Below are 14121 nucleotides of genomic sequence, written 5' to 3' on the forward strand. Positions count from 1 at the left end.
GGGCGTCGACTCATTCGCAGGTGTGCGCTTCATGGATGCGGGTCACGGCGAAGAATACTGGCCTTTTGATATCTTTCTGGCAAGAGGGTGAAGCGACAGGCGACCGCCAGTTCGTGGCGGCCGTGATGTGCGGGTGGAGTCTGGAGTCAGGCAGCAGGCTGGCGCTGGTGCTCGATATGCCGGTGCAGGGACTGGGTAAAGTGCACCAGTGCCAGGTCGAGGTCGCGCACCGTGGCGTTGAGCGTGTCGATCCCGCTGTTGTCCTGGCAGGCCTGTTCCAGGGCTTCGCAACGGCGATACAGGGTGTCGGCCCCGACCATCAGCGCCGAGCCCTTGACCTTGTGGGCCAGGGTCCGCAGTTCGGCCTGGTTGCCGACGGCAATCAGCCCCAGCATCCGGCGATCGTCGTGACAGCATTGCAGCAGCTCCCTGAGCATGCGCAAGGCAAACGAGGTTTCGCCACGGGTGAGGGTCCGCAGGGCCGCCATGTTGAAGCAGTCCGCCCTGGGCAGCGGATCGAGCATCGCCAACTTGCGGCCCAGCAGGTTGATGCCCAGCGGCTTGAACAGGCAATCGTGCATGCCGGCGTCCAGGCAATGCTGGACGGTTTCCCGGTCGTGACTGGCGCTGTAGCCGATCACGGTCATCGGCGGGCGTTGGGTCCGGGCTTCGTCCCGGCGTATGGCTTCGGCCAGCTGGCAGCCGTTCATCCCGGGCATGTTGCAGTCGACGATCAGCAGGTCGAAGTCCCCGGCCTGCCACAGCCGGTAGGCCTGCATGCCATCCTCGGCGCAGGTGACCCGGTGTCCCAGGTATTCCAACTGCCCGTGCAGGAGCACCAGGCTGGCGGGATGGTCGTCCGCCAGCAGGATGTCCAGCGGTGGGCTGGCGATCTGGTGCGCCGGTTCCTCGGCTACTGGGACGGGCGCCACGCGTCCGGCCAGCGATAACCGGACCCGGGCTTCGGTGCCGCTGCCGCTGCGCCCGTGCAGACTCAGGCTGCCGCCCATCTTCTGGCACAGGTGATGGCTGATGGGCAGGCCCAGCCCAGTGCTGTCGCGGGGCGACTGGCCGTTCGTGGCGGATTGGGCAAAGGGTTGCAGCAACACGCGTTGACGTTGCTCCTCGGCGATGCCTGGCCCGGTATCCAGCACCTGCAGGCGCAGCTTGAACTGATCCGGTTGGGTGTCGGGCATCAGGTTCAGCCTGACCCTGACCTCGCCCTGGTGGGTGAACTTGATCGCATTGCTCAGCAGGTTGCTCAGTACCTGCTTGAAGCGCAAGGCATCGATCAGTACCTGAGGCTCGGGCTGCGGGACGTTGAATTCCAGGTGCAGGTCCAGGTGGTTGCGTCGGGCCAGCACCTGGAAGATTCCCAGCACCGGGTCGACGCAGTCCCGCAGGCGGATCCAGTCCGGGTTCAGCGACATCTGTCCGGATTCGATCCGGGTCACGTCCAGCAGGTCCGCCAGCAGTTCTCGCAGGTCCCTGGCGGCCCCCAGTGCCAGCTCCATGGAGGAGCGGTTCGGGTCCAGCGGCTGGGTGCGGCGCAGCACTAGTTCCAGCAGGCCGACCAGGGCATTGAGCGGGGTGCGGATCTCGTGGCCGATGTTGCCCAGGAACCGGCTCTTTTCCCGGCTGGTTTCCTGTGCCTGATGCTTGTCGGCCTCCAGCGCCTGGGCAGTGCGCAATGCCTCCTGCAACGAGGTCCGGCTACGGCGCAGTCGGCAGGACAACCAGGCCAGGCCCAGTCCTGCAACCAGGAGCAAGGTCCAGGGGGCGGGTTGTTGCAGCAGGGACTCGATCATCGCCCCGGCCTGCGGACTGACCAGGACACCAGGGGTGGGCTGTTCATATCAGTGCATGGCGCTTGGCCAGGTCCACCAGGGTGTTCATGGAGGTGGTCGCCAGCTTTTGCATGATGCGCTTCTTGTAGGTGCTGACGGTCTTGTTGCTGAGGAACATCCCCACGGCGATCTGCTGGTTGGTCTGCCCCATGGCGAACAGCTGCATGACCATCAGTTCCCGGTCGTTCAGCGAGTTGAACTGGGCCAGTTCAAGGGGTTCCCCCAGTGCCGCCCGGTTGGCCAGCAGCGCCTGGCTGGGGAAGTAGTTGTAGCCGTTGCAGATGGCCTTGATGGCGCTGAGCAGTTCGCTCAGGTCCTGTTGCTTGCAGACGAAGCCGCTGGCGCCGGCGCGCATGCAGCGATTGGCGAACAGGGTCGCCGACTGGGCGGTCAGGACCAGGGTCCGCAAGGGGCCGTGCATGTTGTTGAAGCGCTCCAGGAGTTCCAGGCCGTCCAGCTTGGGAATGCAGATATCGAGGATGATCAGGTCCGGCTCGTACTCGCGGACCATCTGCAGGGCATCGACGCCGTTGTCGGTCTCACCAATGACCACGTAGCCCTCGTGCTCCAGGAGAAAACGGATGGCCAGGCGTATGACGGGATGGTCGTCGATGATAAGTACCGAGCGCATGCTGGCCTCCTGCCGATGAATGGAAAGCCCGAACAGTAGCCCAGCAGCCTTGGGGAAGGCGTTGCGAAAAAGTCCATAGAACCAATTCAAGAACGGTCCTACAGCGAATAAGGGGAGGTATTACAGTGAGGTGGCAGTGAGAGGAAGCCCATGCGGGCAGGTCAGCGGGAAAGGCCGCCCCCTGGAGGAGGGCGGCCCGGGTTTCAAGGTGCTTTCTGGTCGATACCGGCCTGCAGCAACTGGCTGTCACTGTGGCCGCCGACACGCAGCGGGCCCAGGTTGAATACCTGGTCCTTCTGGGTGGCGTCGTCCTGCTTGCGGGTCAGTTCATTGCCACTGCCCAGGGCCAGGTTGACGGGCGACTTGGACAGGTTGACCCCGGCGTCGACGCGATAGTCCGAGCCGGCCAGTGCGGTGCTGGTGACCCGCGAGCCGCCAAGGTCGACGCGTCCGTCGCTGGCACCGATGCGGGCACCGGTCAGCTTGGTTTCACCGCTGACCGACAGGTTGACTCCCTGCCGGCCACTGATGCCCGAGGCCCGCTCCACGCTGTCCTTGCCCTGGTGGCTGAGGTTCAGGTTCAAGGTCGGGGTGTAGGAAGTATTGCCGCTCTTGTCGCCGAACAGCACGTTTTCCGTGGTGTTGGCCACGCTGGCACCAGTGGTGGTCTTCTCGTTGACCGAGTAGCTGTCGCTGGTCTTGGGCCAGAAACGTTCCTTCAGGCTGGAGAAGCGATTGCCCACGGCGTCGGCCTTGTCGGCCAGGTAGCCCTTGGCCTTGTCCACGCTCGTGCCGATGGCACCGCGAGGCTCGGGGTTGACGTCGTAGCTGGCGCTGCGGCTGAGCTTCTCGCCCAGGCGCTCCTTGGCGTTGCCGGCCTGGCTGACCAGGCTGTCCTTGGCCGAACCGAGCTTGTCGACGCCCTTGTCGACGGCGTTCTCCAGTTTTTCCCGGTGCTTGCCGAAGCTTTTCTCGGCCTTGGCCTGCAGGTCGTCCTTGAGCGGGCCGGCGGGTTTGGCCAGCTTGCTCACCAACCCTGGCTGGTTCTTCTCCACATCCAGCTTGGCGTCGAGGTTGACCTGGGTGGAGCGCACCCGATCCTGGCGACTTTCGACGATCAGGTCGCCACCGATGGCCCCGTCGACCCGTTGCGCGTCGATGTGCGCACCGGCCAGGTGCACGTTGCCGGCACTGGCGAGCAGGACCTGGTCGGCCTTGATCAGGCTGTCGTGCTGGGTGGTGTTCTGGCGCCGGTCGACGTCGATCTTGGCCCGGGCGTTGATGCCGTGGGCATTCTTCGACGATCCCTGCTCGGCGTCGGTCGGGGTGGTCTGGCTCAGGTTGGCCCCGGCTCCGAGGGTCAGGCCCCAGTTGTTGTGGACCTGGGTGGCTTGCGCCGATTCCTGCTGGATGCCGCCCTGGGCGGCATCGAGTACCACCTTGCCGGCGTCGATCCGGGTGCCTTGCAGGTGAATCGCGTCATCGCCACTGGCGGCGCTGGCGAGCGTTACCTGACCCTGACTGTAGAACTGGCCGCCACGCTGGTCCTGGTCCTGCTCGGAGACTCGGCCGATGTTGAAGTTGGCGCTGAGGTTGGCGCTCTTGCCGCTGCTCTGCTCGCTGCTGGTCTTGCCACCACCGGCCGTAAGGCCGCCACCGAGGTTGCTGCCCTGGCTGGCGTGGGTGTCGGTCGCGGCTTGCAGGTCGAGCTTGCCGCCGGCATTGAGGCTGATATCCCCGGTGGGGCGCGCGGCGTTGCCGATCTGGGTGCCTTGCAGGGTCAGGTTGCCGCCACTGTCGAGCTGCACCTTGCCCTGGCCCTGGATACTGGCGACTTGCGCCTGGCTGTCTTGCTTGTCCAGGCGCTTGTGGTCCAGCTGGACCCCGGCACCGACGTTGAGATTGGTGCCGCTGCTGCCGGGCAGGGTGCCCAGGCTCAAGGAGGCATCGCCACGCAGGCTGGAGTTGCTGCTGTCCTGGCGGTCATTGGCCTGGTTCAACGCCAGCTCGCCACCGGCCTTGATCTTCACGTCGCCCTGGCCGCCATTGAACTGGCTGCCCTCGAAGCGGCCGTCGCCGGTGAGCTTGATCTCCACGCCCTGGCTGCCGGCATAGCTGCCCACCTGGGCCTTCTCGGTGCTGCTGGTGACCGTACTGCTGCCACCGGCGCCGCTGCCGCGAATGTTCAGGTCTTCACCGGTGTTGGTGTAGACCCGCACGCCGACCTTGGCGTCCACCGCCTGTTCGTTGCTGCTGTGGGTGTCCTTGGCGGCGTTGGCCACCAGGCTGCCGGCATCGATCTTCACCGTGCCATCGGTGGCGCGGTACTGGGTGCCCTGGTCCTGCAACTGGCCGTCGGCCTTGACCTGGACCTGGCCGCCGGTCAGCTGGCTGACCACCGCGGTGCTGCCGCTGGTGTCGAGCTGGCGGTTCTGGTGGCTGACATCCACGTCCAGCCCGATGTTGGGCTGTTCCAGGGCGTCGAGTACCCCGGGCTGGTGGAACTTGCGCTGGGCCACGCCCTGGACGGCTTTCTCGATCGGCCTGGCCACCCCCTTGTATTCGACGTTGGCGCCGACATCCACCGCCCAGTTGTTGTCCTGATGGTGGCTGCTTTCGCTATTGCGCGCGGCGCGGTTGTCGATCTGCCCGGCGCTGACCTGCAGCTTGTCGCCAGCCTTGACCTGGGCGCCTTCGGTGCTCAGGCGGTTGCCGGCGCTGATGGTCAGGTTGCCGCTGGCGGCGATGTTGCTGGTTTGCGCGGTGCTCTTGCTGCTGCTGTCCTGGCTGCTGTTGTGGGCCACTTCCACGCCGTTGCCGGCGCGGTCCAGGCCGCCGGTGTAGTAGAAGCCGCCGCCGGTGGTGGTGCTGTCGCTGCGCTTGTCTTGCTGGTTGTCCGCCGCCAGTAGTTCGACGTTCTTGCCGCTCACGCTGGCATCACCGGCCGTGGCGGCCAGTTTGCTGCCCTGGACGCTCACGTCTTCGCCGGCGCTGACTGCCAGACTGCCACCGCTGAGGCTGGCAGCCTGTTGGCGGGTGGTGTCGCTGCTGTCGTTGCGTTGCTGGTCCTGGTAGCGCACGCCGGCGCGGTACTGGCCGCTGCCCGGTGCAGTTTGCTTGGCATAGGCATCGAAGCCGCGCTGCTGCGAGCTGCTGCTGGTGTGCTGGGTATCCTCGGCTGCCGCCACCTTGACCGAGCCCTTGGCGCTAGCGTCCAGATGGCCCTTGGCGCTGACCTGGGAGCCGCTGATGGCCAGGTCCTGGGCGCTTTGCAGCTTGAGGTTGCTGTCCGAATGCAGCTGGCTGCCGACGGTGGTGCTGTGCTTGTCTTGCTGGCGACTCTCGTCCTTGGCGATACCGAAGAACTTGCTGTCATTGCTGTGGCTGTTGGCGTGGGTGGTGTCCTGCACGCCGTCGATGGTCAGCGAACCCTTGTCGCTGATGACGCTGGCCTGGGTGCCGCCCCGGGCCTGACTGCCGCTGATGCGCACACTGTCGGCCTTGACGATCAACTTGCCGTCGGCATTGACCTTGCTGCCCTGGTTTTGGGTCTTGCCCTTGTCGCCGTCGGCGTTCTTGCCGAAGAAACCACCGCCTACCAGGTCGCCGGAGTAGCGCTGTTCGCTGCTGCTGCTCAGGCGGCTGGCGCTGTTGATGTCCACGTCCTTGGCAACCAGCTCGATGTCGCCTTTGCTGTGCAGTTCGGCGCCTTCCAGGCGCAGCTTCTGCTTGCTGTCGAGTTGCAGCTGGCTGCCGCTCTTGAGCTGGCTGGTGACGGTGCGCTGTTCGCTGCTGGCGGTGTCCCAGTTTTCCTTCCACAGGTGCTTGCGGTGCTGACCCTGGTCGCGCTGGGTGTGGGTTTCGGTGGCCGCGGTGAGCTGCAGGTCGCCGGCGCTGCTGGCGGACAGGCGATTGCCGGCCTCGATGCTGCTGCCCTGGATCCGGGTGTTGGCGCCGGACTTCAGCTCGGCATCCTGCCGGGCCACTACCTTGTTACCGTGCTGGCGGCTGTCGCTACCACTCTCGGTGCGATCGTAGGTTTCCCAGGTGATGCCGATGGTGCTGTTTTCCCACTGCTGGCGCTTTTCCTGGAGCTTGCGGCTTTCGATGGCGCTCAGGGTCAGGTTGCGTCCGGCATCGAGCTTGACGTTGCGGCCACTGACGTCGGTGGCGGCAAGGTTCAGGTCGCGGTCGCCATGCAGGTCGATGTCGCCCTGGCTGCGCAGGTCGGCGCGGGTGGCGTCGAGGCTGTTGGCGACGGCCTGGCCGCTGATGTCCAGGTCGCCGGCGGAGCTCAGCTTGACGCCGTCATGGCCGTCCAGTTGCACCGCACCAACTCGTACCCCGGCCCCTTCGGCGGTGCTGACGATATTGATCCGCCCGGCTCGCATGGCGCCGAACAAGCTGGCGTCGATGCGCTGTTCCTGGGTGTGGCCGGCAGGGTCGACATGGCGTACCTGGCCGCTGGGGTAGTCGACCTGGTTGCGGCCCACGGTCAGGTTCAACTGATTCTGGGCCTTGAGTTCGCCCTGGCTGTCGATACGTGGGGCGATCAGGTTGATCGAGCCGGCGTCATTGCGCAGGCCGCGGATATCCAGCTGGCCTTGGGCGGCCTGGGTATTGAGGCCTTGCAGTTTGCCGCCCTCGATTTCCGGACGGCCTACCACCAGGCTGGCGTTGGGGGTGTTGAGGAAACTGCCGCCGTTGACCGAGATGCCGTTGGGGTTGGCCAGCACGAAATCGGCGGCGGTACCGGCGATTTCCTGGATACCGTTGAGCTGCGAGGCATTGCGGCTGATCACTTCGTTGAGGATCACGCTGGCTGCCTGGCCCTGGAACTGCGGGTTGGCCGCCACCTGGCCCGCCAGTTGCGAAGCTGCCTGGTGCAACACATCGCTGTTGTTGTTGAGCACCACGCCTTGCTGGCCGACGTTGTAGTCCAGGAACTGGTTATGGGACAGGCCGCCGGAGTTGGGCGCGACGATGTTGACGATGGGTACGCCGCCCTGGTCCTGCAGGATGGGTACGCCGCCCGGGCCTTCGACCACGGTGATGCCGTTGGCCAGGGCCAGGGGCAGGTGGGAGACCAGCAGCAGGCTGGCGATGGTCCAGCGCAAGGTGCCCTGGGGTGAAAGGTGGAAGCTGTGAGTGTTGTCAGGCATGAGAACCTCGTTCTGAGTGGTTGAGCCCGGCGCGTTCTTCGGTGTAGCGGCGCGTGGTGCTCAGGTTCATCGATTGATTCAGGCTAATCGGCGGTCGGGTCAAATCTGCAGGCTGAACCTGGCCAGCCAGACCTCCGGTTCCGTTCGGAAACCCACCGGAGTGTTGAGGTTGCGTTGGTAGTCCAGGTCGAGCTGGAGCTTTTTCCAGCTCAGGTTGAGCCCCACGCTGGCACCGCTCAGGTGCCGGCTCTGGGCGCCTTGCTCGGCCTTGATCCAGCCGTTGTCCAGGCCCAGGCGCGGGGTGATCTTGACCGGCAGCTCGCTGTTGAGCGGCAGGCGCAGGGTGTTGCGCCACACCGCGCCGATGGCGCCGGAGGCACTGTTGAGGCGGTAGCCACGCACCGCCGAGTCGTCGGTGCCCAGCAGTTGTTCGATGGCCGGCAGCGGGTCCGGGCTGTACTGCGCCGAGAGCTGGCTCTGCCATTGCCAGCGCTGCGTGCCCAGCTGGCCGTTGCGCCACTGGCTGAGGCCGGCGCGGTACTTGCGAAACTGCGCCTGGGGCAGGTTGCGTTGCACTTGCTGTGAGTCGTCGTCGGCGCCGAACCAGGTCAGGCCCTGGGCGTAGCTGGCATCCAGGTTCCATACCGCACTGTTGAGCCAGAACAGATTGAGCCCGGCCTCGGCCACGGTCAGGGTCGGGCTCTGGATCTTCAGGTGGGCCTTTTGCAGGTAGCTGTCCACATCCTTGTAGGCCAGTTGCAGGTTGGCGCTGAGCTGGTGGCTCTGGCCGCGCCACAGCACCCGGTCGGCGCGGCCGCTGACCATGTCGGTACGGCCACTGTTGTACAGGGTGGTGCGAGCCAGCTTGAGCGGCGCGCGGTATTCGGCATGGCTGGCGAACAGGCTGTAGGTCCAGTAGCCGTAGGGCACCGAATAGAACAGGCTGGAACTGCGGCTGTAGCGCGGGCCGTGGTTGAGGGTATCGCTGTAGTTCAGGTTCAACGCGTCGTTGAGCTGCAACGGGCTGTCGAGGTTGAAGTTGATCGACTGCCGGTCGCGGCCGGTGCTGGCACTGCCCAGGTTGTCCACGCCCAGGCCCAGACCCCAGCGAGCGGCGCTGCTGCGTGAGCGCAGGATGATTCGCGAGGCCCCGGGCTGGCTGCCGGGGGCGATGTCGGCGGTCAGGTCCAGCGAGCGCAGGCGGTTGAGCTGGTCCAGGCCTTGCTCGAGGTCGCGCAGGTTCAGCGGCTTGCCGAGCATGCCGGGGAATGCGCCGCGCAACGAGACCGGCAAGCTCTGGTCGGCCAGCTCGATGGCCTCGACGTAGCCTTCCTCTATCAGGATGTCCAGGCTGTGCCCGGCGGCAGGAGCGCTGGCCAGGTAGGGGCGACTGGCGATGTAGCCGGCTTCTACATAGAGGCGAGTGATGGCCGCCAGCAGCTGGTTGATCTGGTTGACCCCCATGCACGGCGCGATATACGGCTTGATGTAGTCATTGAGCCGGGTCTTGTCGAACAGGCTGGCACCCGCGATGCGAGTCCCGCTCAGGGGCCAGCAGCGTTCGTCGCTGGCGGTCTGCACTGGTTGGCTGGGCGCGGCCGGAGTGCTGCTGAAACTGCCACGCTGCATTTGCCGCTGGCGCTGTTCCAGTTGCAGTTGTTGCAAATCACGTTGCTGCTGCTGTTGCAGGCGCAGGGCTTCCTGGCCCGGCTGCAGGTCATCGGCCAGGGCCGGACCGAGATGGGACAGGCCGAACAGCAGCCCCAGGCACCAGCCGCCGGTGCGGGGGAGGAGAAAGCGAGCAGTGCGTGATGAATGGGGCACTTGGCGTCCTTACTGTAAAAAGACCAAGTGACGAACAACAGAGAAGCCGGTCAGCGGGCTCAACTAGTGACGTCGCTTTTAGTTCCGCCTATGAATAGGTGCGCCGTCGATATCGCTATCGGGGAACAATGTTCAAGGGCTCGAGAGTGACAGTTCCTGAGTGAGTACCGGGTGAGTCAGTGCAGTTTCAGGTATGACAAATAGGTTGAGTGAGTTGGCCTGGGAACGTTACAGCGCAGAGCGGAATTATTTTTTTTCGGGGGCGATCAGCGGGGAAATTTCCTGTTGAATTCGAGACTATCCGAAACTAAAAACTCTATTTGTACGTAAATTGTAAGTGCATAGAAGGCTAACTATTTTTCTCTTATGTCCTTGATTGGCGAGGGCTGCAGCTAAGGTGGCAAAATGCCAAAGGTCGGATGTCTGGTTGAGTGGTCACACAATTGTTTAATTCTGTGATGGAGGCTGAACATCTACTAATGGATTAAGGAGTGTCACTGATTAGTTAGAGTGTTCTAGTTGAGTAGTTGCTCTATTTTTACTGGTCCTGATGAAATTAGTTTCACTCAGGGTTTTCCCTAGATATGCGAACCTGGCTATTCGGCCCGGTTTTCGGTTAATTCAAAAAGTATCCACCCGCTAATGGCAGATGGCGGGGTAGGGGAATCCCTTAGTTGCCGGCGAGGTCTCGGGGAGGTTGCCGGGGCCCGAACGGGCCCTGGCGGGGAGGGTCATTGCGGGCTGGAACGGCCGGTCATTTCCCGGGCCATTTCGCTGGCATAGCTGTCGGTCATGCCGGCGATGAAGTCGATCACCCGCAGGAAGGACTGATGCAGCGGCCAGTTCGGGTCCGGTGCGTTGTTGCCCAGCAGATCGAGGATGCGCCGGTTCTTGAACGAAGGGCTCTTGCCGCCATGCTGTTCCAGTGCGGCGCCACAGAAGGAGTTGAGAAGGATCTCCAGGGTGGTGTACGCCCCGATTTCGTGCAGGGTCTTGCGCTTGTCCTGGAAGATCTTCTTGCGGGCCATGTCCTTGGCGTTGAGCACGCAGCGCTTGGCCGGGCCATGCATGTGTTCCACCAGGTCGCCCGGCAGGGTGCCGGCCAGCAGTGCATCCTGTTGTTCGACGAAGGCGCGGGCAGCGGCGTTGGTCAGATGTTCGATGGCCTTGCCTCGCAGGATCGCCAGGCGGCGCCGGCGTGAATCTCCCGGGCCCAGCTGGCGGTAGGTTTCCGGCAGGTCGTCGCCTACCAGGCCCAGCAGCAGGGACTCGACTTCGGCGTATTCCAGCAGATCCATCTCCAGGCCGTCCTCGAGGTCGATCAGGGCATAGCAGATGTCGTCCGCAGCCTCCATCAGGTACACCAGGGGGTGCCGGGCCCAGCGCTGTTCCTCCAGTTGGGGCAGGCCCAGCTTGTGGGCGATCTGCTCCAGCAACGGCAGCTCGCTCTGGTAGCAGCCGAACTTGTGTTTCTTGTAGCCCAGGGAGTCGGCATGGCGCGCAGTCCAGGGGTACTTCAGGTAGGTGCCGAGGGTGGCGTAGGTCAACCGGGTACCACCGTCGAACTGGTGATATTCGAGCTGGGTCAGCACCCGGAAACCCTGGGCATTGCCTTCGAAATTGAGGAAGTCCTGGCGTTCGGTTGCGCTCATCGCATCCAGCCAGCCACGCCCGGCCGCTTGCTGGAACCAGTGGCGGATGGCGTCCTCGCCGGAATGGCCGAAGGGCGGATTGCCGATGTCATGGGCCAGGCAGGCCGATTGCACCACCATGCCCAGGTCGCTGGGTTCGCACCATTCAGGCAGGGCCCCGCGCAAGGTTTCGCCCACACGCATGCCCAGGGAGCGACCCACGCAGCTGACTTCCAGGGAGTGGGTCAGGCGGGTGTGGATATGGTCGTTGCTGGACACCGGGTGCACCTGGGTCTTGCGCCCCAGGCGGCGAAAGGCGCCGGAGAAGATGATGCGGTCGTGGTCTTTGTGGAAAGGGCTGCGGCCAAGTTCTTCCGGGCTGTGCACCGGCTTTGCGAGGCGTTCACGGTTGAGCAGGGTCTGCCAATCCAAGGCGGGGTCTCTCCGAAGAAAACTGAAGTGCCCAGCTTCCGGGTTCCCGAACATGGCCGCAAGGGGGCGTGAAGCTAAATATCATCGGCTGCGCTCTGCGGTCGTCCTGGCGTTACTGGTCGCTCAGAACCCGGCCGCGTCGATGTCGATCAGCAGCAGGCGCTGGCCGCTGGCGAAGAACTGGCCCGCAGTCAGGCAATACTGATTGCTGGTGGCGTCGCGGTAAGTGCTGGACAGAATCAGCCGTCGTTCTTCCCAGCCCTCGGCCAGCAGGTGATAGAAGTACGGGCGCCAGGACCAGTTATGGCCGACATAGCTGGGGTCCGCCTGCCAGCGGCCGTCGCGCCACTCCAGGTTCGGGGTCAGTTGGGTGCCGTGACGGTCGCACTGGTAGAAGCGCAGCAGCCAGGGAAACGCCTCGACTCGAGGCAGTAGGTCCAGTGGCGCCTGGGCGGCGGCCCAGTCCTGCAGCAGGCTCATCCATTGCGCCAGTTCCTGGCGCAGTTGCATCAGCCGCCCACGCTCCTGCAGTTTGCCCTGTACATAGGCCTGGCGCAGGCGGGCGAAGGGCTGGACGAACGCGTCGCTGGCAAAGAAGCGCTCTCGGGCCTGGGCGAAGAGGAACCCCTGTATATAGCGCGATCCGCACTCCAGCGCGAAGTGCAGTTCGGCCTCGGTTTCCACGCCTTCGGCGATGATCCAGCACCCGGTCTTTTCCGCCATCTGCGCCAGGGCCCTGACCACGTCACTGCTGGGGCCGCCGCGAGCCGCCGCCTGGAACAGGCGCATATCGAGCTTGAGGATATCCGGTTGCAGGGCCAGCACCCGGTCGAGTTGCGAATAGCCGGCGCCAAAGTCATCGATGGCGATCCGTGCCCCTGCCTGGCGATAACGTGCCACCACCTGGGCCAGGCGCTCGCAATCGCCGTCAAGCTCGGTGATCTCGAAGACGATGCGCTGTGGGTCGACCTGGTTGCGCTGCAGTTGCTCGAGGCTCGGCAGGGGTTGTCCAGGACGCAGTTGGCTGATCCAGCGCGGGGAGATGTTCAGGCTCAGGAACCAGTCCGCTGGAGCCTGGTGCAGGCGGTGCAAGGCGTCTTCGCGAATCTGCCGGTCGAGCCGGCGCAGGGCGGTCGCGGGGGTACGCGGGTCGGCGAACAGCGGCCCGACCGACGCCAGCTGGCCGTCATGGCCGCGCAGGCGACCCAGGGCTTCGACCCCGGCGATGCGTCCGGTAGCGGTATCGATGAATGGCTGGAAGCAGGCGAGCGGTTGCCCGTCGATCACAGGGCCTCCTCTTGGGCAGCGGGTTGGCAGGGAAAGATTGCAGCCGGGGGCCGGCCCCTAGGTCAAAGGGGCCGATCCGGGTTGCTTAGCAAGAATGCAGCCAGATCGCGGCTCAGGACTTGCGCGACGAGCCCTGCATCACCAGCTTGATCAACGGCACCAGGCTGGTGCCCAGGCGCACCAGGCGAGCCAGGCTGCCGGCGCCACCGTTCTTGGCGCCCTTGCCGGTGATGAAACCCAGCAGCGTCACCACCGCCACGCCCCAGAGTGGAGCGTGCTTGATGCCGAAGCCTTCCTGCCAGTTCTGGCCCAGGTTGCGCATCCGCTGCAGGGGTTGCAGCATTTGCCGGGACTCATGGCGGATCTCCTGGCGGTGCATCTCCATGCGCAGGCGGATCAGGGCCTTGCGCATTTCCCGGCGCGAGGCCTTTTGCGGGATATCAGGCAGGTTCATGGCAACAGGCGCTCCCGATCATTGGCCAGCTCTTCGAGAGTGGCATGGAAGGGCGAGGACTCGTCGAACACCGCCGACTTCAGGCGCACGCCACAGAAGATCGCCGCCAGGGCGTAGAACACGCACAGGCCGACGATACCTGCCAGGCGATAGCTGTCCCACAGCAGGATCAGCACCAGTGCCGACAGCCCCACCAGCAACAGCAGGGCAAACACCAGGGCCAGCCCGGCGAACAGCAGCAGGCTCACGGTCCGCGCCTTCTGCTCCTGCAATTCGATGCCGAACAGTTCGACATGGCTGTGCAACAGGCCCAGGACTGCCGCCCCCAGGCGCCGCGAAGAAGCGCTCGGGCCACTGCCGGATGCGCTGGATTCGTCGATCGCCATATCAGCGCCGCGTCGCCAGAAGGCCAATTAGGAATCCCACACCGGCGGCGATGCCCACCGATTGCCAGGGGTTGGTCTGCACGTAGTCTTCTGCGGCCGTGACCGCTGCCTGGCCGCGCTGGCGCAGGGAATCCTCGGTCAGTTGCAGGGTTTCCCGGGCCTTGAGCAGGCTCTCGTGGATCTGCTCGCGCAACTCGTCGGCCTGGTCGCCGGCCAGGGTCGCGGTGTGTTCCAGCAGACGTTCCGTGTCACTGACCAGTGCCTGAAAATCCGCCATCAGTACTTCTTGAGCCGTCTTTGCCGTTTTGCTGGCCATGTTGATGCCTCCTTGGGTGGCTTGTGTGAGCTATGAGTGTGAGCCCCGAGTGAAGGTTCACTGTAATTGCCTGGTACAGCTTTTGCTTTGTCCTGGTGCGCAGGCCCCGTGGCCTGCGCTGAAAACGAGCGGGGCGGGCGTGCAAGCCGCG

Annotated in this window: 9 protein-coding genes; all 9 read right to left on the minus strand. The window is 64.5% G+C overall.

Features of this window, described 5'->3' with window-relative positions; translation table 11 throughout:
• Positions 1-146: 146 nt before the first annotated feature.
• The 9 genes from LGQ10_RS28755 to LGQ10_RS28795 all read right to left on the minus strand — a co-directional run bounded on the left by LGQ10_RS28755 (position 147) and on the right by LGQ10_RS28795 (position 13970).
• The gene (locus LGQ10_RS28755; RefSeq protein WP_226523914.1) at positions 147-1808 is read right to left on the minus strand and encodes a response regulator; all 1662 of its coding nucleotides are present in this window, start codon (positions 1806-1808) and stop codon (positions 147-149) included.
• Positions 1809-1851: 43 nt separating this feature from the next.
• Positions 1852-2478 carry a response regulator transcription factor gene (locus LGQ10_RS28760; RefSeq protein ID WP_058438916.1) on the minus strand — a complete coding sequence of 209 codons (627 nt, stop codon included), beginning with the start codon at positions 2476-2478 and terminating at the stop codon, positions 1852-1854.
• A gap of 203 nt (positions 2479-2681) precedes the next feature.
• Complete coding sequence (locus LGQ10_RS28765; RefSeq protein WP_226523915.1) at positions 2682-7640, minus strand: hemagglutinin repeat-containing protein; 4959 nt, start codon at positions 7638-7640, stop codon at positions 2682-2684.
• 99 nt (positions 7641-7739) lie between these two features.
• Entirely contained in the window at positions 7740-9407 is a 1668-nt protein-coding gene (locus LGQ10_RS28770) for a ShlB/FhaC/HecB family hemolysin secretion/activation protein (protein WP_226526223.1), read from the minus strand.
• 788 nt (positions 9408-10195) lie between these two features.
• On the minus strand, positions 10196-11527 hold the full coding sequence (locus LGQ10_RS28775; RefSeq protein ID WP_058437796.1) for a deoxyguanosinetriphosphate triphosphohydrolase: 1332 nt from the start codon (positions 11525-11527) through the stop codon (positions 10196-10198).
• 123 nt (positions 11528-11650) lie between these two features.
• Positions 11651-12814: an EAL domain-containing protein gene (locus LGQ10_RS28780; protein ID WP_058437795.1), complete on the minus strand. Its 1164-nt coding sequence runs from the start codon at positions 12812-12814 to the stop codon at positions 11651-11653.
• 112 nt (positions 12815-12926) lie between these two features.
• Complete coding sequence (locus LGQ10_RS28785) at positions 12927-13268, minus strand: hypothetical protein (protein WP_058437794.1); 342 nt, start codon at positions 13266-13268, stop codon at positions 12927-12929.
• The gene (locus tag LGQ10_RS28790; RefSeq protein WP_058437793.1) at positions 13265-13654 is read right to left on the minus strand and encodes a phage holin family protein; all 390 of its coding nucleotides are present in this window, start codon (positions 13652-13654) and stop codon (positions 13265-13267) included. The genes LGQ10_RS28785 and LGQ10_RS28790 overlap by 4 nt, the downstream gene beginning before the upstream one ends.
• A 1-nt stretch (position 13655) precedes the next feature.
• Entirely contained in the window at positions 13656-13970 is a 315-nt protein-coding gene (locus LGQ10_RS28795; protein ID WP_058437792.1) for a DUF883 family protein, read from the minus strand.
• Positions 13971-14121 lie beyond the last annotated feature (151 nt).

The organism is Pseudomonas sp. L5B5, assembly GCF_020520285.1.
In the GTDB taxonomy this organism is placed as follows: Bacteria; Pseudomonadota; Gammaproteobacteria; order Pseudomonadales; family Pseudomonadaceae; genus Aquipseudomonas.